12 protein-coding genes, 1 tRNA gene and 2 pseudogenes are annotated in these 23,260 nt (G+C 33.3%); 10 read left to right on the forward strand and 5 right to left on the reverse strand.

Annotation, left to right across the window (positions count from 1 at the left end; translation table 11 throughout):
- Positions 1 to 5 precede the first annotated feature (5 nt).
- Entirely contained in the window at positions 6 to 1,172 is a 1,167-nt protein-coding gene (gene alr / locus BQ4446_RS03805) for an alanine racemase (RefSeq protein WP_071026793.1), read from the reverse strand.
- 240 nt (positions 1,173 to 1,412) lie between these two features.
- Here alr and BQ4446_RS03810 point away from each other — a divergent pair.
- Together BQ4446_RS03810 and BQ4446_RS03815 are read left to right on the forward strand one after the other, a co-directional pair.
- Positions 1,413 to 2,114, forward strand: a pseudogene (locus tag BQ4446_RS03810) (type I restriction-modification system subunit M); the annotation flags it as partial.
- A 2-nt stretch (positions 2,115 to 2,116) separates the two neighbouring features.
- Positions 2,117 to 2,770, forward strand: a complete 654-nt coding sequence (locus BQ4446_RS03815; protein WP_083329030.1) for a type I restriction endonuclease subunit R, EcoR124 family — start codon at positions 2,117 to 2,119, stop codon at positions 2,768 to 2,770.
- A gap of 51 nt (positions 2,771 to 2,821) precedes the next feature.
- Here the strand turns inward: BQ4446_RS03815 and BQ4446_RS03820 are convergent, their stop codons facing one another.
- Complete coding sequence (locus BQ4446_RS03820) at positions 2,822 to 5,122, reverse strand: bifunctional dihydroorotate dehydrogenase B NAD binding subunit/NADPH-dependent glutamate synthase (RefSeq protein ID WP_071026797.1); 2,301 nt, start codon at positions 5,120 to 5,122, stop codon at positions 2,822 to 2,824.
- 405 nt (positions 5,123 to 5,527) lie between these two features.
- Here BQ4446_RS03820 and BQ4446_RS03825 point away from each other — a divergent pair, with 405 nt between their 5' ends.
- Both BQ4446_RS03825 and BQ4446_RS03830 read left to right on the forward strand, forming a co-directional pair.
- Complete coding sequence (locus BQ4446_RS03825; protein WP_071026799.1) at positions 5,528 to 6,403, forward strand: dimethylarginine dimethylaminohydrolase family protein; 876 nt, start codon at positions 5,528 to 5,530, stop codon at positions 6,401 to 6,403.
- Positions 6,404 to 6,428: 25 nt separating this feature from the next.
- Positions 6,429 to 7,871 carry an alanine/glycine:cation symporter family protein gene (locus BQ4446_RS03830; RefSeq protein WP_071026801.1) on the forward strand — a complete coding sequence of 481 codons (1,443 nt, stop codon included), beginning with the start codon at positions 6,429 to 6,431 and terminating at the stop codon, positions 7,869 to 7,871.
- On the opposite strand, the gene BQ4446_RS03835 is transcribed toward BQ4446_RS03830, so the two are convergent.
- Positions 7,872 to 8,516 (reverse strand): GntR family transcriptional regulator, encoded by a 645-nt coding sequence (locus BQ4446_RS03835; protein WP_071026803.1) that lies wholly within the window; start codon positions 8,514 to 8,516, stop codon positions 7,872 to 7,874.
- An 85-nt stretch (positions 8,517 to 8,601) separates the two neighbouring features.
- On the opposite strand from BQ4446_RS03835, the gene BQ4446_RS03840 reads away from it, so the two are divergent.
- Positions 8,602 to 10,248 (forward strand): M20/M25/M40 family metallo-hydrolase, encoded by a 1,647-nt coding sequence (locus BQ4446_RS03840; protein WP_071026804.1) that lies wholly within the window; start codon positions 8,602 to 8,604, stop codon positions 10,246 to 10,248.
- 201 nt (positions 10,249 to 10,449) lie between these two features.
- Positions 10,450 to 10,875, forward strand: coding sequence for an IS200/IS605 family transposase (gene tnpA, locus BQ4446_RS03845; RefSeq protein ID WP_071026806.1), 426 nt, complete (start codon positions 10,450 to 10,452; stop codon positions 10,873 to 10,875).
- A gap of 214 nt (positions 10,876 to 11,089) precedes the next feature.
- On the opposite strand, the gene BQ4446_RS03850 is transcribed toward tnpA, so the two are convergent.
- Together BQ4446_RS03850 and BQ4446_RS03855 are read right to left on the reverse strand one after the other, a co-directional pair.
- Positions 11,090 to 11,980: a PIN/TRAM domain-containing protein gene (locus tag BQ4446_RS03850; protein ID WP_335341259.1), complete on the reverse strand. Its 891-nt coding sequence runs from the start codon at positions 11,978 to 11,980 to the stop codon at positions 11,090 to 11,092.
- A gap of 227 nt (positions 11,981 to 12,207) precedes the next feature.
- Positions 12,208 to 12,690: a CarD family transcriptional regulator gene (locus tag BQ4446_RS03855; RefSeq protein ID WP_071026810.1), complete on the reverse strand. Its 483-nt coding sequence runs from the start codon at positions 12,688 to 12,690 to the stop codon at positions 12,208 to 12,210.
- 315 nt (positions 12,691 to 13,005) lie between these two features.
- Here BQ4446_RS03855 and BQ4446_RS03860 point away from each other — a divergent pair.
- The 4 genes and pseudogenes from BQ4446_RS03860 to BQ4446_RS03870 all read left to right on the forward strand — a co-directional run bounded on the left by BQ4446_RS03860 (position 13,006) and on the right by BQ4446_RS03870 (position 23,113).
- Positions 13,006 to 13,082, forward strand: a tRNA-Arg gene (locus BQ4446_RS03860).
- 150 nt (positions 13,083 to 13,232) lie between these two features.
- Positions 13,233 to 13,460, forward strand: a complete 228-nt coding sequence (locus tag BQ4446_RS03865) for a hypothetical protein (RefSeq protein ID WP_071026811.1) — start codon at positions 13,233 to 13,235, stop codon at positions 13,458 to 13,460.
- A gap of 1,151 nt (positions 13,461 to 14,611) precedes the next feature.
- A pseudogene (locus BQ4446_RS08725) lies at positions 14,612 to 14,722 on the forward strand (hypothetical protein); the annotation flags it as partial.
- Positions 14,723 to 16,255: 1,533 nt separating this feature from the next.
- A complete protein-coding gene (locus BQ4446_RS03870; RefSeq protein ID WP_245149700.1) occupies positions 16,256 to 23,113 on the forward strand; it encodes an InlB B-repeat-containing protein in 6,858 nt (2,285 codons plus the stop codon).
- The last annotated feature ends 147 nt before the right edge of the window (positions 23,114 to 23,260 follow it).

The raw sequence follows: 23,260 nt of genomic DNA on the forward strand, positions 1-23,260 counted from the left end.
TTATTTTATAGAAATTTAATTATATCCTCTTCATATTTTATTTCATTATTTTCAAGATAAATTCTTGGCAGCCTTTCAGACAAATGAGTTAGCATTGAAGTTTCAATATCACCAATTAAATCTGTAATATCTTTAAATTCAATTTCCTCATCACCATCTTTTCCTATAAGAGTAACAAGATCACCAATTTTGCAATCCACTCCCGTTGCATCAATCATCATCTGATCCATGCAAATATTTCCAACCTGCCTACATTTTTTACCATTAATTAAAACAGAAAGTTTTCCTGATAAAATTCTTGGAAAACCATCAGCATAGCCAAGGGGGAGAGTTACAATTTTTGTATCAGAACTTGCAGTAAAATTCCTGCCATAACTAACAGTATCACCTTTTTTAATAGTTTTTATATTGGCAATTAGGCACCTAACCTCAACATCCCTTTTAAAATTATAAATACCTTCAGGGCAAAGATTGTGATGAAGACCATGAAGAATAATCCCTGGGCGGACCATATCTAAATCATAGTCCCTGTAATTTAAAATAGAAGCAGAATTAGCAATGTGTTTAATGCCAAGAGAAATATTTTTCTCCTCACATTTCTTACAAAAGTTCATAAAAATCTCAAACTGCTTTTTTGTATATACAGGATCACTGTCACTAACAGCAAAATGAGAAAAAATCCCATCAATTTTTAAATTTGAAAGCCTAGAAATTTCTTTAATATCATAAAGAGATTTTTCATTTGGAAGAAAACCAATTCTCCCCATACCCGTTTCGAGAGAAAGATGAATATTTAAAACTTTATCCATACTTTTGCAAATATCATTTAATTTAAGGGCATCATCTAAGGAATAAATATTTGGCATAATATTATAAACTGCAAGCTCCTCCATTAAAAACTGAGGACTATAGCCAAGAATTAAAATCTTAATATTAGGGAAATGATTTCTAAGAGAGATGCCTTCACTTAAAGTTGCAACTCCAAAATAATCAATGCCCATTTCCACATATTTATTTGTAAGAGCAAGAGCCCCAGCCTTATAGGCGTTACTTTTAACAATGCACATAATTTTAGCCTTTGGCGAAACAATATTTCTTATTTCTTTTAAATTATAGCCTATATTATCTAAATTAACTTCAACCCATGCAGGTCTTGTGCTGCTTATAATCATATTAACACCCCTTTTTATCATTATATCACAATAAATTAAGGGATAAAATTTCAAACAAAAAATAGACTAAGTTTTTTTCTATAGCAGTTTAATAGTTTTAATTTAAATTAGCATCAGTTTTAAAATATTTTTAAGAGAGGAAAGTTTTGGAGAGAAAAATCTTTTGGTCTTTTTTGTTTATGTTTTTTACTCTATAATAAATATAAAATAATAGATTAATTTTATATAAGAGGTATAAATATGGAAGTTATAAAAGAAGATAAGTCAACAGGACAAAGACAGGAATTACATAGAAAAATTTGGGCAATAGCTGACGAAGTGCGTGGAGCTGTTGATGGTTGGGATTTCAAACAATATGTGCTTGGAATTTTATTTTATAGGTTCATATCAGAAAATATGAGTGCATTTTTTAATAAGGCAGAATATGAAGCTGGGGATTTAGAATTTGATTATGGAAAAATTTCTGACAAAGAAGCAGAAGAAGATTTTAAACCAGGGACAGTTGAAGAGAAGGGATTTTTTATATTGCCGAGCCAATTATTTGAAAATCTTGTAAAAAATGCAAGATCAAATGAAAATTTGAATACAGATTTAGTCAATATATTTAAAGAAATTGAAGGCTCAGCAGTTGGCTACCCATCAGAAAATGACATAAAGGGTTTATTTGAAGATATAGATACAACAAGTAACAAACTTGGGGCAACAGTAGCAGAAAAAAATAAAAGACTTACAGACATCTTGGAAGGCATCAGAGATATAAATTTTGGACGATTTGAAGAAAATGATATAGATGCCTTTGGCGATGCTTACGAATATTTAATTTCAAATTATGCGTCAAATGCAGGTAAGTCAGGAGGGGAATTCTTCACCCCTCAAACAGTTTCAAAACTTTTAGCAAGACTAGTAATGGAAGGCAAGACAAAAATAAATAAAGTTTATGAGAAATGTTGAAGGCCGAAAATATTCTTAGAAATTTTGACGAATTTGAAAATTTTGATAATGGATTTTCAGATAGGCAAATGCAAGATATGAAAAGCGTCTATGTTGATATAAAAGAGCAGGTTTCCGCTTATAATGGTGGCCAAAATGGCAAAGAAAATGCTGAAATAGATTTTTCTGATGTAGAGTTTCAAATTGAGCTCTTAAGAACTGACGAGATTAATTTAGATTATATTTTAGCTTTGATTTTAGAAAAATATAAGGAAAGTGAAAATATTGATAAATTAAAAGATGAGATCAGAAGGGTAATCCGTTCAAGTATAGGAACAAGGGCGAAAGAAGATTTAGTTATTGAATTTATAAATAATACGAAAATTTCTGACCTAAAAAATAATGAAGATATATTGGAGTCTTTTTATAGTTTTGCAAGAAAAAGAAAAGATGATAGAATAAAAAAATTTATAAGCGATGAATTTTTGAAAAAAGATGCTGAAAGATTTATAGAAAAATCTATTAGTAAAGGTTATGTAAGCCAAAATGGTCCGGAACTTGACAATATTTTGCCTCCAATTTCAAGAAGGGGAGGAGCAAGAGAAAAAAAGAAACAAGAGCTTCTTGAAAAAATAAGAAATATGGTAGATATTTTTGTGGGTATATAAATTTAAGGGCAGATAAGTTTTTAGCTTACTGCCCTTTTTATTTTATTAAATTTAATTATTTATAGTAGCTTCAGTTCTTAAATATTCATCAATTGACTTTGCTGCCGTCTTTCCTGCACCCATTGCCAGGATTACTGTTGCTGATCCTGTAACGGCATCGCCGCCGGCAAAAATATTTTCTCTTGATGTTACGGCGTTTTCATCAACAATGATTCCACCTTTTTTATTTATAGAAAGATTATTTGTTGTGTGTGCAATTAATGGGTTTGGGCTTGTGCCAAGTGCCATAATTACTGTTTCAAAATCTTCTAAATATTCAGAGCCTTCAATTGGGACGGGACTTCTTCTGCCGCTGGCATCAGGATCTCCAAGTTCATTTTTCACGCATCTTAAAGATTTTACCCAGCCCTTTTCATCAGAAATAATTTCTGTTGGCGCTGTAAGCATTTGAAAATTAATTCCTTCTTCCTTTGCGTGGTGGACTTCTTCAAGTCTTGCAGGCAGTTCTTTTTCCGTTCTTCTATAAAGAATTGTAACGTCTGCTCCTAATCTTTTTGCAACTCTTGCAGCATCCATTGCTACATTTCCGCCGCCGATAACAGCAACTTTTTTGCCAACATTTATTGGGGTGTCATATTCCTTGTCAAATGATCTCATTAAATTATTTCTAGTTAAAAATTCATTGGCAGAATAAACTCCATTTAAATTTTCTCCAGGGATGCCCATAAATCTTGGAAGACCAGCTCCTGAACCTATAAAAACTGCTTCAAATCTTTCTTCAAAAATCGAATCAATTGTTACAGTTCTACCGACAATTACATCATTTTCAATTTTAACTCCCAATTTTTTAATATTTTCAACTTCGTGATGAACAATTTCATCAGGCAATCTAAATTCAGGAATGCCGTAAACTAAAACGCCTCCGCTTTGTTGAAGGGCTTCAAAAATTGTAACATCATAGCCCATTTTTGCAAGTTCTCCAGCACAAGTAAGGCCAGAAGGACCTGCACCAACAACTGCAACTTTTTTATTAATTTTTCTCGGCTCTTGTAATAAATCGATATTATTTATTCTTGCATTATCAGCTGCGAATCTTTCAAGTTTTCCAATGGCAACGGAATCGCCACGTTTTGCCAAAACGCATCCTTTTTCACATTGAGATTCTTGAGGGCAAACTCTTCCACAAACTGCTGGCAATGCAGTATAAAGGGATAGAATTTTTGCTGACTGTTCAAAATTCCCATTAGCAATTTCTTTTATAAATCCAGGAATATTTATGGACACAGGACAGCCCTTAACGCATCCTGGAACTCTACAATTTAAACATCTGCTAGCTTCAATAACAGCTTCCTGAGGTGTGTAGCCAAGACAGACTTCTTTAAAATTTTTATTTCTAACATTTGGATCTTGCTCCTTTATTGGAGTTCTCTTAAATCTATCTTGAGCCTTAAGTAATTCAAATTCATTAGTCCTATTTCTTTTAGCTTCATTAAATTTGATATCTGTCATTAAAGAATGGTCAGAAATTCTTTTGGTTTTTTCATTATCAATATATTGTTTCGACCTAGACAATGCACCGTCCCAGTCCACTAAATGGCCATCAAATTCTGGACCGTCAACACAGGCAAATTTTGTTTTGTCACCAACATTAACACGGCAAGCACCACACATACCAGTACCGTCAACCATAATAGGATTTAAAGAAACAATAGTTGGAAGATTAAATTTTTTTGTAGTTGAACAAACAAATTTCATCATAATCATAGGTCCAATTGAAACGCATACATCATAAGATAAACCCTTAGAATAAAGATCCTCAATTTTTGCAGTAACCATTCCCTTAAAACCATATGATCCGTCATCAGTGCAAACATATAAATTGTTGCAAACAGACCCAAGTTTATCTTCCAAAATTACAAAATCTTTATTTTTTGCTCCCAAAATAATATCGCAGTGGAGACCCCTTTCAGAAAACCACCTAGCCTGTGGAAAAACAGGAGCGGTCCCAACACCACCCGCAACAAAAAGATATTTCTTTTTCTTGAGCTCGTTCAAATCCTCACTACAAAATTCTGATGGCCTACCTAGAGGACCAACAAAATCCTTAAAATATTCACCCTCTTCAAAACTACAAATCTTTTTAGTGGACTCGCCAGAAGCTTGAACCACTAATTGGACTGTACCCCTATCTAAATCGTAGTCTGAAATTGTAAGAGGAATACGCTCAGAATATTTATCAGCAATAACAATAACAAATTGCCCCGGCAAGGCAGAGGCAGCTACTCTTGGTGCGTAAATATCGAACAAATATATACTAGGTGCCAAATTTTCTTTCCTAATTATTTTATTCATCCTATCTCCCTCCATTCATCATAATTATAACATATTTGTTAAAAAAAAGACGAAATTTATAAAAAATTAATACATTAGCAGATAAAAATTTTCTAAAAGATATTAAAAAAATAATAAATTAAAAGAAATAGGAAAAGCTGTTTAAATTCATCTTTAATAAATTATCAAATTAATTAAAAAAATTTTTTATAGTATTGACAAATACAAAAAACTATCGTATATTGTATACAATATATTATATATAATATAAGATAAGATAAGATAGTTAGCGCTAATAATTGATGTTACATTCAATTACAAAGAGTCTTGAATTTTATTAAGATTCACTTTTTTATTAATTTAAAATTAAATTATCTGGTAATATTTTATTTTAAATTAATGCTTTTTTAAACAAGGAGGATTAATATGAATTACGGTTGTCAATCTATGGTGACGAAAATTACGGATATATTACTTAAGCATCCAAAAGATGCATTTATAAATCAAGAAAATTTGGAAAAAACTTATGAAAAATTTAATTATATAGGTTGTCCAGATTATAGCAAAGTTTTAGAAGAATATTCGGTGTTTGAAAATATAATTAAGGAAAATGTAGAAAATGTTTTATATTTACCGAAAGACGATAGAACGGGATTGGATTCTATTTATGCACATGATTCATTAAAAGTGACTAATAAGGGAGCAATTTATTTTCCTATGGGGAAAGCGTTAAGAAGTAAGGAATCTTATGCAACAGAAGAATTTTTAAAATCCAATGGAATTCCAACGCTTGGTAGAATTGAAGTGCCAGGAAAAATGGAAGGTGGGGATGTAGTTTGGATTGATGAAAAGACTGTTGCAATTGGTCTCGGTTACAGAACTAATCTAGAAGGTATAAATCAATTTAAGGAATTGACAAAATCATTTATCGATGAATATATTATTGTTCCTATGCCTCATGGAGAAGGTGAAGATGAATGTTTGCATTTAATGAGTGTAATTAGTCTAATAGATGAAGATCTAGCTGTTGTATATTCTAAATTTATGCCAGTATTTTTTAGAGAATATTTGATCAATAAAGGAATTAAGCTTCTTGAAGTAGATGATGATGAATATGCATATTTAGGTAGCAATGTATTAGCGTTAGCACCCAGAGTTTGTATAGTAATAGAAGGAGTAATTAAAATTAAAAAACTAATGGAAAAAGAAGGTTGCAAAGTCTTTACATATCCTGGTAAAGAGATGTCATTTAGAGGTACTGGTGGACCAACTTGTTTGACTCATCCACTTAGAAGAATATAAATATTAGTATTAAAAGGAGGCTGCTATGAATTTAAATGATTTAGCAAGTGTAATAGTTTATGATTATTTATGGGGAATGCCTCTTGTGTTATTTGTGCTATTTACAGGAATTTATTTCACAATTAGAAGTAAATTCCTGCAGTTTAGATTTTTTAAAAAGAGTTTTTCAACAGCATTTAAATCATTTGGTCAAGCTGACAAAAAATCTGGTAATACAGGGGTTATATCATCTTTTGAAGCAATGAGTATGGCATTAGGAACTACAATTGGAGTTGGGAATATTGGCGGTGTAGCAGCTGCAATTGCATTGGGAGGTCCAGGAGCAATATTTTGGATGTGGATAGCTGGGTTGTTTGGAATGGTTATTAAAACTACTGAAATTACTTTAGCCCTTTTTTTTAGGAGTAAAGAAAAAAATCAAGACGCTTATGGAGGACCAAACTATTATATTCATAAAGGAATAGGTATTGAAAGAGGTCATAAATACTTTGCGAAAATTTTAAATTTTATATTTGCTTTTGGTTTCATTATGGGTATATTTTTAAATATTCAAACATATACAGTTTCTGAGGCTGTAGGCAATACATTTAATTTAAATCTAAATTTAGTTGGCATTGTCTATACAATATTATTGTATTTAATGATTAGCGGTGGTATGAAAAAATTAGGAAAAATAGCTTCAATAATAGTTCCTTTCATGTGCATATTCTATATAGTTGGAAGTTTATTTATTATTCTAATTCACTCACAAAATGTTATACCATCATTAAAATTAATTTTTGAATCAGCATTTACTGGTACTGCCGCTATTGGTGGATTTGCAGGGGCTTCTTTCAAGCTTGCAATTCAATCAGGCATGAGCCGCTCTGTTTTTAGTAATGAAGCAGGATGGGGTACAGCTGCCATGATTCACGCTTCAGCTAAAGTTGATCACCCTTTGAAACAAGGTATATTGGGTATTTTTGAAGTAGTTTTTGACACATTAATAATTTGCTCTATGACCGCTTTAGTAATTATGGTATCAGGAGCATGGAGTAGTGGTTTAGATGGTGCAACATTAACCTTATATGCTTTTGAGTCAGGTGTTGGTAATATTGGAAGAATGGTGTTAGCTATAGGTGTATTTTTCTTTGGTTTAACCACATCAAGCGGTGTATACACGCAAATTGAAGTTGTCCTTAGATACGTATTGGGTGAAAAACCTATAAAAGAAAAGTTATTACAATTTTATAAATGGTTTTATCCCATTCCAAGTTTAGCAATGGTAATAATTGCCACAAAATTTGGGCTTCCAGGAACTACTTTGTGGCTGATATCTGATGCATCTACGGCACTGCCGATTTTTGCAAACTTAATAGCTCTGATAATTTTGTTCCCTACATTTGAAAAATTAGTTAAAGATTATTCTGCTAGATATTTAGGGAAAGGTGAAAGATTGCCAGATAACGAAATATTTTATAATGATTAATTAAAAACTATCTAATTCAGCAAAGTATAAAGCCCAATGATCAACAGTCAAAAGGTGTTTTAATTCAGCAATGTCTTTAGATTTAAATAATTTTACAATTCTTTTATGTTGAAGGTTAGCTGAGTACAAATATTCCCCAAATTTAGCGGCATTGTTACTACCATAATCTTGCCTAATAAATCTTCTTTTTAATCGGTCTAGCGTATTTATAAGCACAGGGTTATTTGATTTTAAAGTGTAAACATTATGAAATTCTATTTGAAGTTCATAATATTTTCTATAATTTTGTTTAGATATAGCTTTGTCCATAGATTCAACTAACTTTTCCATCTTTTCAAGGTCTTGTGAATTTAGGCGATTAATGGCAAGTTCGGCTGCAAAGGCATCAAGTTGCCCAATTACTGCATAGAGGTCTTTAGCTTCTTCTTCGGTAATCGGTTTAATAAAGAATCCTCTGCGAGGATATGATTCTAAATAACCATCTGCTTCTAATTGAATTAATGCTTCTCTTACAGGGGTTCTGGAAACATTTAAAGCATTAACTATATCAGACTCGTTAATTTTATCATTGGCTTTAAGTTTTCCCTGTTGGATAGATTCGGTTATATATTTATAAACATAATCTTTTAAAGATGGTATTTCCATAATATAATCCTTTCTAAAAAATATATACTATTTTTAATTATATTGTAAATATCCTAAAAAAATCAAGTAATAATAGGAGGTAATTATGAAAAAAAGAGAAGAAAAAATACTTGATTATATTAAAAAATATATGAAAGTTGTAACTCATACTACAACAGAGTATGAAAGGAATAACAAAAAATTTTTTGAACCGTGGTTTATAAAGATGAAAAAGGAATCAAAAAATCCTATTGATTATGGATTTTTCCCTGTTCATAAGGATGCTTTAAAAAGGGAAATTCCTTGGCTATTAATGAGGGGAAAGTCGAAAAAAACCATTGTTTTCATCCATCATACCGATACTGTTGATGTAGATGATTATGGTAAATTAAAAGATATTGCCTATGATCCAGAAAAACTTGAAGAAATTTATAAAAGTGGAGAAGTTGAAATTGATCCTAGAACAAAAGCTGATTTAGATGCTGGTGGCTGGCTTTTTGGTAGAGGCGGATGTGATATGAAACAGGGAGGAGCGATGCATATGGCCCTTTTTGAAGAATATTCACTAGATGAAGATTTTCCTGGTTCTATTCTTTTAATGGGTGTTCCTGATGAAGAAAATTCATCAGCCGGAATGCGTTCAGCTGCTTATTTACTTGAAGATTTATATAATAAATATGATTTGGATTATGGCTTAATGATTAATTCAGAGCCACATGAAAGATTAGAAAAAGATACTCTAGTTGTTTATGATGGTGCGATTGGAAAAATAATGCCAATATGTTTAGCAAGAGGAAAGCTTGCTCATGTTGGTCAAGTTTATTCTGGATTTAATCCCATAAATATTATGGCGGAAATTGTTAGGAGGACAGAATTAAATCCAATTTTTTCAGAAGTTTCAGGAAATACTACTTCACCAGCGGCAACTTGGCTGTATTTTAAAGACAGAAAAGAAGTTTATGATGTATCTCTTCCGATTTATTGTGGCGGTTATATGTCTATATTACCTTTAAAGAGAGGTCCTAAAGAATTAATGAATATGTTAAGAGAAATTTCTGTTAATGCTTTTGATAAGGTTATAGCTGATATGGAAGAATCTTATGCGGAATTCAAAAAAACCTCTAAGGTTTTATACGGGGAAATGAATTATAAAGCTAATGTTAAGTTTTATAATGAGGTTTATGATGAAATCCTAAAATCAGGGAATCCTAATTTTTTACATGCGATGAAAGAACTTGAAGATGAATTAATTGAAAAAATTGAAGATAATAAAATTTCAAGAGCTGAGGCTGCTTATAGGATGATGGAAAAATTATTAGAATTTTATGATGACAGAAGACCCTTAGTTATGTGGGGAATAGCACCTCCATATTATCCAAGTACAAATAATATGGATTTATTTTCCTCAAAACAAATGAATGAATTAATTGGAAGACTACAAAAATTCTCTAAAGAAAAATTAAATTCAGATTTAGAGGTACAAAATTATTATACAGGGATTTGTGATTTATCTTATGGAATGTTTACTGAATCTGATGAAGTTATTGATTATATTAAAAATAATATGATTCTTTGGGGCGATAGTTATGAAATACCTTTGGAATTAATTAAAAAGCATTCAATGAATGTATTAAATCTTGGGGCATGGGGTAAAGACTTTCATCAATATACAGAAAGAGTATTAATTGAAGACTTATGCGATAAGGTTCCTAAATTAATTGATTTTACAGTACATGATTTTCTTGGTCATTAAATTCCATAATATAAGAAAGGGTGATGTTGCAGAATAGATGATTCTACTCTGCAACATCATTTTTTGTACGCTTTAGCATGAATAAACCACCAGCTATGCTGGTGGTAGGAAAACAAGCTTTAGCTTCAAGCAAAAAACCTCCCGTGATAAACTAAGTATGTTACAGGCAGTAGCATAAATAGAAAAGGGAGGTATCCTAAAATGGATAAAAACAGTTTATCACATACATCATGGAATTGTAAGTATCACATAGTATTTGCTCCGAAATACAGGAGACAAGTAATATATGGAAGATTAAAACAAGATATTGGAAAAATATTAGGAGACTTATGTGAGAGAAAAGGAATAAACATAATAGAAGCAGAATGTTGTCCAGACCATATTCATATATTGTTGGAAATCCCACCAAAATATAGCATATCTCAAACAATGGGATATTTAAAAGGGAAAAGTATCCTGATAATATTTGATAGGCACGCAAACTTAAAATATAAATATGGAAATAGACATTTTTGGTGCAGAGGATATTATGTAGACACAGCAGGAAAGAATGCGAAAAAGATACAAGAATATATAAAAAATCAATTAAAAGAAGATTACATGGCAGATCAAATAAGTATTAAATAATTTGTAGACCCGTTTACGGGTGAGCAAGTAAACAAAAGCAAAAAATAAGGTGCTTTAGCACCAGCTGTGAAAATTGGTGCGCGAGAAAGAAAGTTCAAAGCATGGAATGCTGCCAGTAACAGCCCCTTATAGGGGCAAAACAAACCACCGGCTTAGCCGGTGGTTATGATTCTATGATGGGACTTTTGCAACAGCCCCCTTTAATTTCTTAATATTAATTTGGCTTAGCAAAAATCATTTTTCCTGCTGATGTTTGTAGGGCTGAGGTTACTGTAACGTTAACTGTTTTGCCAATTAAATGTTTTCCATTTTCTATAACAATCATTGTCCCGTCATCTAAATATCCCAGACCTTGATTTAATTCTTTGCCCGCTTTTATTATTTGAACTTCCATTTCTTCGCCGGGGAGGTAGACTGGTTTCACGGCATTTGCAAGTTCGTTAATATTTAAAACGGGGATATTTTGCACTAAGGCAACTTTATTTAAATTATAGTCATTTGTAACAATTTTTCCATTTAAGTCGCTGGTAAGTTTTAAAAGTTTTGAATCGACTTCTGAAATGTCTTCGTAAAGGGACTGTTCAATAACTATATTCGCATTTTCAAGACCCTGCATTTCTTTAACTATGTCAAGTCCTCTTCTCCCTCTTTTTCTTTTTAAGGAGTCACTTGAGTCTGCAATGTGCTGAAGTTCTTCTAAAACGAAAACTGGAATAACTATTGTCCCCTCTACAAACCCTGATTTTGTTATGTCCAAAATTCTTCCATCAATTATTACAGAAGTGTCTAAAACTTTTGGCAGGTCGGACTGAAATTTTATTTTTCCCTTATCTTTTGAAATCTTTTTACCGCCTGCAACTAAATCTCTAATTTTTAAACTTAAATCATCTTTATAAGAAAGGCCAGTTCTGAAACCTAAATAGCCTAAAATTCCATATAAAATAATGGAAATTGCCATGCCAACATAGGGGATAGGTATCTTATAAATTGGCTGTGAAATTAGGAAGGCAATTATTAAGCCTAAAATTATTCCTATTACAGCAAAGATAATTTCAGAAAATGATCTTTTCTTAAGTTCCTGTTCCCAAACTGTTAATAGTTCCATAAGTGCTTTAAAAACTTTATTTGAAATAATAAAAAAGATAAATGCAGATAAAATAACAATAACTAAAGTAAGAATAAAGAAAAATCTTTCATTTTCAATATTCTTAATAAATTGAATTTCACTTATGATTGAAACTATAAATAAACCAGCACCTGCTCCTATAAGCGTAAATAAAAGTTTAAAAATATTTCTTGCTAAAGAGCGATTCTTGTTAATAAATATTCCCCCTAACCGAAAATAGCCTCATCAACCATTGAAACAACTTCCTCTACTTCCTTGTCAAAGACAAGGGCCATTTCAGAAATAATAATGGATCTGGCTTCAGTTAAAATTTTTCTCTCGCCAGTAGATAAAGATTTTTTTGTATCTAGCTTTTCAAGAGATTTTATAACATCTGCAATTTCCATTAAATCGCCTGATTTAATTCTTTCTAAATTAAATTTGTAGCGTCTGTTCCAATTTTTGGGCATCTTCATTATGACATCAGAAGAAAGTGCAGTTAAAACTTTCTCCATATCTTCTACTTCCAATATATTTCTAAGTCCAGCAGCATCAGCATTTTTAACGGGCACCATCACCTTTAAACGATTGATTGGTAATAATATAATATAATACTTATGCTTTTTTCCCAGAATTTCTCGTTCTTCGATAGCTACTATGGTGCCTGCCCCATGCATAGGATAAACTACCTTATCACCAATATTAAACATTTTTACCTCCTATACCATATTAAAGTATATCAGAAAAATCAAAAAAAGTAAAATTTTATAGTATATCATAGATAAAATAATTATGCAAAAAAATAATTTAATTTTATGTAAAATATTTGTAGTGTTACAATTGATGTGATACAAAATAAAAGAAAAAGAGAGATATCCTATATAATTAAATTAACCAAAATTTTAAAAAAGGACTGATTCTCTCTATGAATACAATTATATCAAAAAAACCAAAGATATTTGTCATTGAAAAATAATTGAAATTTGTAAAAGATTGGTATATACTAAATTAGTATTAAAAAATACGCACCATTAGCTCAGCTGGATAGAGCGTTTGGCTACGGACCAAAAGGCCAGGGGTTCGAATCCTCTATGGTGCGCCATTTAAATCCCGGTAATGTAAAAATTATCGGGTATTTTTTATTTTAATTTTTGTTATGTGTTAAGACATATGTTACAGATTAAATAGAAAAAAGAAAGGTACTTTTGATACAATAAGATAAACGAAAAAAGTATTAAAAGGAGACCTCTCTATGAATATAATGACAGAAGAAATGATATTCCGTCAAAAATTATGTGAATACGCATTAAAAAATGGAGTTACAAAAGCTGCAAGAAGATATCACACTAACCGACAATTTGTGTATAGGCAGTTAAAAAAATATAGCGGAAATGTAAGAAGTCTTACATTAAAATCAAGAGCCACAAAAACAAGCCCAAATGCTCATACAAGAAAAGAATTAGAAACAAAAATAAAATAGTATGAAGAAATATACAATAATACAGCAAAATATGTATTGAATTTCAAAATTCCAAATGAAAAAATAGAAGAATACTATCTTCAAAAGCTTTAAAAATTATAAAAAGGAAACTCATTAATGTTAAGGTACGCTTCGCTCTAAAGCCCTTGACAATCATTCGTTTCCTTTTTAATAAACAATTAAGCTTTTGAAAGAATTGTATAAAAGTACTATAAGTGTAACATATGTCTTGACAGTTGAGAATGAATTAAATTTTATAACATATAAAATTTTGAAAAGAAAAGCATATTATGCTATACTCATCTAATGAGAAAGAATTAATCTATACTAAAATTTTAGAAATTATTACTATAATAACATAAATAGAAAGATGAATATGGAGGAAAAAAATGAGAAATGTTTTTGAGAGTAATTCAAAAGGTTTTTTAAAACGAGTGACGGCAACTTTGTTGGCAGCAATTTTATTGCTGACAGCGATGCCTTTGCAAGCTTTCGCAGAACCTGTGAACTATAACGATTTAGTCAACGAAACAGCTCGTTATATCAATGATATGACGGTTGATCCGTGGGTTTTGGCTGAAGGTGAAAATGCGGAGGAAAAATTACGAGATCCGGAGCAGCCTGCCATCTATACTTTGCAGACAGATTATAAGGTTGAAAAAGACGGTGAAACGAAAATCAACTTTCAGCCTTACGTAGCTAGTGTCGGAGAGAAAGCTACAAATGAAGAAAAAGCAAAGGTAGACAAGACAATTCAACTTCCTGAATTTAAAGGCTATGGAACACCAAAACCGCCGTCTTATAAGCTGACTTACGATATTATCAAAGGAAAAGCACTTAATGGAATGCAAGATGGTTTTAATTACTATGCAAAGCAGGAATTTGTGTATCATCCAACGAAAAATAACGTTAAAATTAAGCACGTTTTTCAAGATCTAAGAGATTTTAATAAATACGGCAAACGACCAGAGGACCTAGAGGTTGTTCATACAACTCAACTCGGTGATACTGGATCAACACTGAATATCACACCTTTATTAGAGCAAGATATTCCAGGTTTTAAACCTGAAGCGCCATATTTAACGATTTTGGTGCCGGAAGATGTAAATAATTTTGAAGTAGAATATCGCTACAATCGTCAATCTTATCAAATGAAGTTCAATACCGAAGGTGGAACGTCGGTAGCAAGTAAAGTATTGTATTATGGTCAAATAATGCCTAAAGTGGAAGAACCTACTAAAAATGGAGCTATATTTTTGGGCTGGAAACCGTCTGTCGAACTAGAGGGGGAAGTCGGCGGAGTAGCGAAAACTTTTAATAAAGATGAATTAATTACGGATGCTAACGGCAATGCCATTAAAGATTTGGCTGCTGATTTGATTATGCCGGCGAGAAGCGTTACATTTACTGCAGTTTGGAAGGAAAAACAAAAAGCTGATTATACAATACTATTTTGGTCTGAAAAGTCGGATTATGACGACAAGAACACAAATCTTCCTTTGCGTGACCGCTATGACTTTATCGGATCAAAAGTTGTAAAAGACGTTGATACGGGTCTTAGACCTAACTTGACTCAAGTATCAATAAATGGCATCAGATTTCCGAATTTAGAAAATGGAAGAATGGAAAAAGCATGGGCAGATCCAGAAGTATTTGCCAAATATTATTTCTTGAATGAAGAATTGACTAGAATCGAGAATGTATCCGAAAGCAATCCTAACGTTCAAGAGGCGGTATCATCCACCGGTGAAACGGTCTACAATGTCTACTACGACCGCAGAGTCTATACCCTTTACTTTACAGGCGCTAATGAAGAGGGATGGGATCCCTCATCTAGCTATTGGCCTACTATAACAAGAAATGGACAAGTCATAGGAAAAAAAGGATCTCCTTATAAAGTAGAGGCACGCTTCAACCAAAGCTTAGATAAGATATGGCCAAAGGATGAGGAGATTTCAGGACTTCCGCCTGCCAGTAGCGCCCCGGGTGTAGACATGGGTCCAATAGGATGGACAATTAATGTTAATGAACCAGGAGAACTAATTTTTCGTGACACGCCACCTTATCGCTTAAGTGTAGAAGATTTTATAGACAGTCAAGATGTAGTCGGTACAGGAGATTATGAGGGACATGGTCACAGTGATAAAATACCCCTAGGAGAAAATGAAACCAAAGATAGGGAAAAATATGAGATTTCCCTTGGATCAACATCCTGGGATGAATCCGTTGTCCACCACATTGATATTATAAAAGACGATTTCGATGGCAATGAGCAAATAGATTATGACCTTTCCTATTGGAAGAGTGACACGAATGCATCCTATCCCTTCATTTTGCCTAATCTTCAAGGCTTTACCCTTAAACAAGATACAAGGGACGCAGAGTGGGTATTGGCTGAACCAACAACTAGTAATTACAGAACGATTAACGATGTAAATAATGCGAGAAATAAGAAAACGCCTTTTAGAAGCGATGCTGACAAGATAGAATACATCGCTAAATTTCCTTGGGGCACAAAATCCTTTGATGGAAAAAATCGCTACAACTTTGCAAACTACACTCGTAACAAGTACAAGTTAAAACTAAACAACGATCCCAAAAGAGAGAAAAACGACTCAGAATACACGGATGGAGTGGACAGGTTCGACGAGTTCTACGAAAGACCTTTGAAGGACTTGAACTTGGATCAAAAATACAAGCCGGTAAAACCTGCTTGGGTACCTGCTACCTGGGAATTTAAAGGATATTGTTTGGACTCTGCGGGAAAAAATTTGGTGAAAGACGGAAACGAAACGATGCCGAATTACGATTTGATTCTCTACGCTAAATGGGACGAACCTGATGTGCAATGGAAAGTTACCGTAGATCCTGCCGGCGGTGAGGTGCCTGATTTAGATGTAAGCGATTTGGTAAATCCAAATGCTCAGGGAGAATATTTGGCAAGTAAGAAACCGAATGAAGGCAACAATCAAGTTTTCAAAGTTCAACATAGACAAAATTTAAAGAATATTCCTACGCCTACACGAAAAGGATATGACTTTTTGGGCTGGGAATGGGTACGACATTTGAAAGATGATGAAGGAAATATAACCGGAGTTGATACAAGCTATCGTAAAACTTATGGAGTTCCAGAACTTTACCCGTTCGGAAACAATTTAGTTAGTGATGTTTATTTGAAAGCTATTTGGATCGAAAACAATAAGATGCAAGTTGTCGCATATCATCACTTTATAGATGAAGAAGGATTTGAAATAAAAGATGCACTAAAGAAAATTACAATCCCGGAAGCGAGAGCGCATTTTTATGTTTCTGCCAGTGCAAAATATCAAAATGAAGAATGGATTTTGGTTCCTAATGCTGAATTAGTAAACTCACCTGACCCAAAAGTAAAAGGGGTTTATACTGAGTATAATGACAGATTAGGCTTTAACAATACAGGTTTTCATTCCATAAAAGTTGAACCTAAAAAAATAATGAACGCTGAAGGAGATATGGTTGATAATCCTGATGTAAAGAACAATGTCTTCCACTTCTATTATCGTCATTTTAAAACTCGTAATTACAAAGTAAATTATTTGGACATTAGAGTTAAAGATAAAATTTCAGAAATCAATGCAAGTGGATTATCTGAAGACGAAAAGAAAGAAGCAATAGAACAAGCTGTTAATGAATACAGTATCATCGGCCAAGAGCCGGTTGTAAGTAAAAATCGTCATTATGATGTCAGAAATTATAGATCGATTCCGGGCTGGACTTTGGTTAGCGAACCACAACAACAACTTTTCTATGATATAGATGAAAATACTGGAGAATTTAAAGGTATAAACGGAACAAACTCTGACGAAATTACATTCTATTACAGAGATTCTCGTGTAGTTGAAAGAAAAAATAAGGACGATCCTATACCTCAAGGCTACATTAGAGTAACATTTAAATCTGGAGACGGTGGTAGCTTTACGGACAAAGACGGAAATTCAGTAAAAGAAGTTTACTATGACGTACTAAAAGGACTTAAATCGGATAATCTTTTCGTTCCTCAAGAATTTAACGAAGGCGACGTGAAGGAAGCAAAGAAATATTATATAACTCCAGATGCTGGAAAGAACTTTGCCAAATGGGATAAAAAACCGCTTTTAAACCCAAGTACAATTATAGAAAATGAAACTCCGGGTTATTACACTTTTACAGCACTGTACGATTGGCAAGGTGTAATTGCAAAAGAGTTGGTTGTAACGGAATCTCTAACCGGTGTCAACGATTTTGTGCCGACTGAAGAAGAATTGAAGGCACAAATCAGATGGATAAATGCTGCCGGTAAAGAAGCTGATTTGCCTGCAGATGCAACCGTAAAAATTGAAAACTACGACGGAATTTATGATGAATTAAAGGAATTAAATAAACTTGACAGCGAAGAACTGGTTAGAACGGTTTTGGTTAAGGCGAAAGTTACATTTAACGGTAACACCGAAGAAAAAGAAGTTGAAATTCCTATTAAAGTTTACAAAAACCGTTACGAAGCCTTGACATCTGGAGATATGCCAAAAGTCTTAAAAGATGCAACAACGGAACCTGACGGAGATTTGGTAGGCGTAACAGGAAAATATGTAAAAGTTATGGTAAATCCTACAGGCAAACCGGACGAAAAAGATTCCAAGATTTACTATGTAAATCCGAAAGCTCTCGTTGAGATTCCTGAAATAAAACTTACAGAAGCTGAAAAGAAAGACTTGGGCTTTAATTACTGGACATCTGACAATACTGATGTAAATACAGATGGAAAATATATCTTTGAAGATCAAGGTATTAAGAAGAGGTATAAGTTTGAAAAAATTACAGAAATTCGTCCTGATTTTGCATCTGATGTTGTAGAACAAAAAGATCCAAACAAAAAACCAAATGTGCCTGATACTTTTGTAAAAGTTATTGTTGATACAACTGACAATGCAACAACAGCAACTAAATTCACAAAGACATTCTGGGTTAATCCTACAAAAGAGATTACAATTCCGGTATATAATCCTATAGGAAAAGTAATTCCAAAAACAGGAACAGAGCCTGAAAAAGCTTGGACATTTAACGAGTGGAAATCTGATGAAACCACAACGAGAACTTGGACAAGTGAAATAAAAGGGCAATTTACTCAAGAAACAAAAATAACTGCAATATACAAGGATGTAACAAATATCATCCCTTACAACCCGGACGAACCAATCGCAAGACCGGATGGCTATGTAAGAGTTAAATTTGAAGCAGGCGAAGGACTTACGCTATCAAATGTAAAATATTACTATGTAAAGGCAAATGCAGGCATAACATTGGCAAGTTTAGCTAAGCCAACTGTAACTGCAAATACAGGTTATAAATTTGATAATTGGGATAAGGAAGACACACTTGAAATTCAAGCTGCTGATATAGTAGTAACAGCAAAAGCAACAAAGCTGGATACAGTTATTCCTGAAAAGGATAATAATGGAAAACTAAACACTAAACCTGACGGCTACAAAGAAGTAATGTTTGTAATTAAGCCTGAAGATGCAACTAAAGGCTCAATTGAAGGCGTAACAAAATTCTACGTAAACCCTTCAGAATACGTAACAATCAACCCGCCAACAACAAAAGCAAGCACAGGATTCGAGTTCGGTTTATGGGATAAAGACACCACAATACCGACAGTATACGCTAACGACACGACAATCATAGGAAGCTTTAATGATTTGAATGATGTTATTCCAAAGACAAAAGATGACGGAACAGAAAACATAAAACCAAACGGTTATTGGACAGTTACTTTTGTTATTGAAGGTCAAGGTGGAAATATAGCTAATGGCGAAAAATCGGCTTATTATGTAAAACCGAATACAGGAGTAACCATTAATCCACCAAAAACAGATGCGGAAATTGGATATAAGTTTGATAATTGGAATCCGGATACCACAGTAGAAACTATCTACACTCAAGATACAACGGTAGAAGGAAAATTCAAAAAACTTGAAGATATAATCCCGTCAACTGATCCGATAGGCGGAACACCGAACGAAAAACCTGTCGGCTATGTAACGGTAACCTTTGTAAAGGGCGACCACGGAACAGATATAACAGGACAAACAGTTTACTATGTAAATCCTAAAGCAAGTAAAAAACTTGGCGATGCTGAAATAGTTAAACCGACAGTAACAGCAGAAATCGGATATAAGTTTGACAAATGGGATAAAGATGATAGTTTTACTATAACCAAAGAGGAAACAGTTACTGCACAATACAATACTATTGACGATGTAATACCTGAAAAGGATAATAATGGAAAGCCTAACACAAAACCAGAAGGCTATATAACGGTTAGATTTGATAAAGGAGAACATGGAAATCTGACAGGAAATACTGTTTTCTATATCAATCCTAACAAAGCGGTTGTACTTGAAGCTAAAGCTCCTACTATAAATCCTGATACAGGATATACTTCAGCGGGTTGGGACACAAGTATAAACAAAGCTATTCAATATCAAGATAATGATGTAATAAAAGCACTTTACAACGAACCTGGAAATATTTCAGAAACGGAAGTAGCAGGCTATGTAAAAGTTGAATTTAAACAAGGCGACCATGGAACTTTGTCAGGAACAACAACTTACTGGATAAAACCGGGAGTAGAAGTAAACATACCGGAACCTACAGTTAATCCGACTGTAGGATATAAATTCAATAAGTGGGATAAAGGAACAACAGTTACACTTCAAGCTAATACTGGAACCTATGAAATAACTGCTTTATATGAAGGTTTAGCTGACATAATTCCAGGAGATAAATCACAACCTAAGGGTTATGTAAAAGTTACATTTGTATCTGACGACAACGGTAGCTTGTCAGGAACAACTGTTTATTATGTAAATCCTTTAAAAGGAATTGACTTGACAGCTCAAGCTGATGGAATTTCTAAGACAGCAAATACAGGTTATACAGCTGATGGTGGAATATGGCAAGATGCAATCACTACTAAGAAATATACAAGTGATACAGCTTATAAATTTATTTTCAAAGCACTTCCTGATGTGGATACAATTGCACATCCTGGTTATGTCAAAGTTGAATTTATAGCAGATGCTAATGGAGGACTTGAAGGTGGAAATAAAATTTACTATGTAAATCCATTAAAGAATGTTAAAGTAGGTTCAAATGGGCTTATAGTTCCTACGCCAGTACCAGATGCTAACTATGTATTTGACAAGTGGTATGAAACTATAGACACTAGTGAAGAAATCACATCTTCCAAAAAATATGTAGCAAGATTTAAGCTTGATAAAGTTAAAATGACATATAAAGCTGATGACGCAACTACTGGAACAGTACCTGCAGAGTTATCGTATGATGTAGGAACGGAAATTACTTTAGCCGGTGGAAATGACTTAAATAAAGACAATTATGTATTGACAGGCTGGAAGATAGAAGGAACAATTTATGCTCCGGGTGCAAAATTTAAGATAGAAAAAGATACGATTGCTGAAGCGGTATGGGAAGAAGGATTGCATAATGTTGAATTTAATACTAATGGTGGAGGATATATTCCAATACAAAAAGTAAAACATAATGCAAAAATCACACCTGTAACAAACCCTACAAAAGAAAACTATACTTTTATAGGCTGGAAAGTTGATGGAAATGATTTTGATCCTGCGACTGATAATGTTATGAAGGATATAACCCTTGTAGCTCAATATGTACCAAATGTGATTGAACAAACAGACACAGAAAAACCACAAGACACACCAAATGACTTTGTTAAGGTTATTGTTAAAACTACTGAAGACGGTGTTGAAAAGGCAACTGATGCTACTAAGTTTGAAAAGATATTCTGGGTAAAACCAAATATTAATGTTACTATAAATGTTCCAACACCTATAGGAGATACTGCAAGGGACGCTAATGGAAATGTCGTTACAGATGTTTCAGGAAAAGAAATTAAGTGGGTATTTAAAGAATGGTCAAGTCCATTGACAGCTATATTTACTGAGCCTGAAACTATAATTACAGCAAAATATGAAAGTAAAGTTCCTGAACCAACAATTGATGCAACAACCGTTGAAACTTATGTAGGAAAAGAGCCTGAACTTTCAGATTATGAAAATGCTGTAAAAATGAAACTCGGCGAAGACGGAATAACATTCGATGACAATGTTTCAAGTTTTGAAATTACAAAGGATCCTGATGTAAGTAAACCTGGAATGAGTGAAGCTGAAGTTAAAATAGAATTTAACAATGGCACGATAAAAACTATAAAAGTTCCCGTAAAAGTTTATGATAATATTTATCCTGGAGATACTAACGGAAATAAAACATCGGACACTCCTACAAATTATGTAAAAGTTACGGTTGTGCCGACAGTTTTGAATGACGATTCGCAAAATAAAACATACTATGTAAATCCTGAATTGGAAGTTGTGATTCCTTTGCCGGAAATTAATGCGCAAGATGGTGCAAGATTTATCAGATGGTATATTGAAGGGGGTACAAATCCAGAATACAGAGGAGAAGCTCGTAGATTTATTCAAGCTGAAACTAGAATTATAGCCAAGTATGACAGAGCGCCTGAATCGGGAGACGTTATTACCGAAGAAGGAATATATCCTAAGGAACAGGATTATAAAGACAAGATTAATCCGCCTGCAGGAAAAACAATTGTAGACTTAATAGTTATAAATCCTCCGGATGTAAGCAAACCAGGAATAACAACGGCAACGGTTGAAATAACTTACAATGACGGAACTAAGGATATTGTAACTATAAAAGTTTTCGTTCAACGAAAACTAAGACCGATCAATCCGAACCAACCGAATCCGGACTATCCGGGCCAACCGAATCCACCGTACAGACCTGGATATCCTGAACGCATGGGAACCGTAGTGGAAACAATAGTTGAAATGAAGGTTGTAAAAGTTCCTATTAAGGATAATTCTTATCGCAAAGAAGTAAGATATATGCAAGGTTTTGAAGGCGAATTCAGACCATATGACGGACTGACAAGAGCGGAAGCTGCTCAAATTTTGGCGAATGCTCTTAAAGAAGACGGCTACAATTATAACCTGTCTTACGAATTGAACTACAAAGATGTTGGAGATGCGTGGTACACTGAAGCGGTTAAAATTACGACTCAAGCCAATGTATTCAAGGGCTATGATGACGGATATTTCAGACCACAACAAAAAATCACGAGAGCTGAGTGGATTTCAACTTTAAGAAGATTCCAAGAAATTCCTAACGGAAATGGAAATCATCTGAATTTGCGAGACGGACACTGGGCTATGAATGAAGTTGAAGCGGCTTATAACGAAGGATGGCTCGTAATTTATACGGGAGGTCTTGCGGAATTTAAGGCTGACGAACCGATTTCAAGACAAGAAGTTGCGGCCGTATCCAACAGAGCTTTCAACAGAGTTTTAGATGACACTTATATCGTAAGAAATGATAAGAGTCTTATAAACTATAAGGATATTAATTCTTCGATGTGGGCTTATGCGGATATTTTGTGCGCAAGCAATACTTTCTTGCATGACGGCAAAACTTACAAAGGCCGAGGAATAGATAAGACAAATATCACTTTCAATATCAATACGGACGGTTTTGAAATTATTCAAGACAAATTTCAAAGAGTTCTAAGATAAAAAGGCTCTATGTCAAATATTGGAGAGGCTCGATAAAATCGAGTCTCTCTTTTACTGTAAAAATCAATAAAAGTACCTAAATATAAGTCTAAACTTTAAATAAAAATAAAATCTTATGTTTTAGACCATAGTAAACAAAACCCCTAG

The organism is Peptoniphilus raoultii, from assembly GCF_900099555.1.
GTDB classification, from domain to species: domain Bacteria; phylum Bacillota; class Clostridia; order Tissierellales; family Peptoniphilaceae; genus Peptoniphilus_A; species Peptoniphilus_A raoultii.

Excerpts from the sequence above, each read along its gene's own strand:
- tnpA (WP_071026806.1), top strand. The coding sequence starts at position 10,450 with ATGGATAAAAACAGTTTATCACATACATCATGGAATTGTAAGTATCAC.
- BQ4446_RS03825 (WP_071026799.1), top strand. The coding sequence starts at position 5,528 with ATGAATTACGGTTGTCAATCTATGGTGACGAAAATTACGGATATATTA.
- BQ4446_RS03830 (WP_071026801.1), top strand. The coding sequence starts at position 6,429 with ATGAATTTAAATGATTTAGCAAGTGTAATAGTTTATGATTATTTATGG.
- BQ4446_RS03850 (WP_335341259.1), bottom strand. The coding sequence starts at position 11,980 with ATGGAACTATTAACAGTTTGGGAACAGGAACTTAAGAAAAGATCATTT.
- BQ4446_RS03815 (WP_083329030.1), top strand. The coding sequence starts at position 2,117 with ATGTTGAAGGCCGAAAATATTCTTAGAAATTTTGACGAATTTGAAAAT.
- BQ4446_RS03835 (WP_071026803.1), bottom strand. The coding sequence starts at position 8,516 with ATGGAAATACCATCTTTAAAAGATTATGTTTATAAATATATAACCGAA.
- alr (WP_071026793.1), bottom strand. The coding sequence starts at position 1,172 with ATGATTATAAGCAGCACAAGACCTGCATGGGTTGAAGTTAATTTAGAT.
- BQ4446_RS03870 (WP_245149700.1), top strand. The coding sequence starts at position 16,256 with ATGCCGAATTACGATTTGATTCTCTACGCTAAATGGGACGAACCTGAT.
- BQ4446_RS03840 (WP_071026804.1), top strand. The coding sequence starts at position 8,602 with ATGAAAAAAAGAGAAGAAAAAATACTTGATTATATTAAAAAATATATG.
- BQ4446_RS03820 (WP_071026797.1), bottom strand. The coding sequence starts at position 5,122 with ATGAATAAAATAATTAGGAAAGAAAATTTGGCACCTAGTATATATTTG.
- BQ4446_RS03865 (WP_071026811.1), top strand. The coding sequence starts at position 13,233 with ATGAATATAATGACAGAAGAAATGATATTCCGTCAAAAATTATGTGAA.
- BQ4446_RS03855 (WP_071026810.1), bottom strand. The coding sequence starts at position 12,690 with ATGTTTAATATTGGTGATAAGGTAGTTTATCCTATGCATGGGGCAGGC.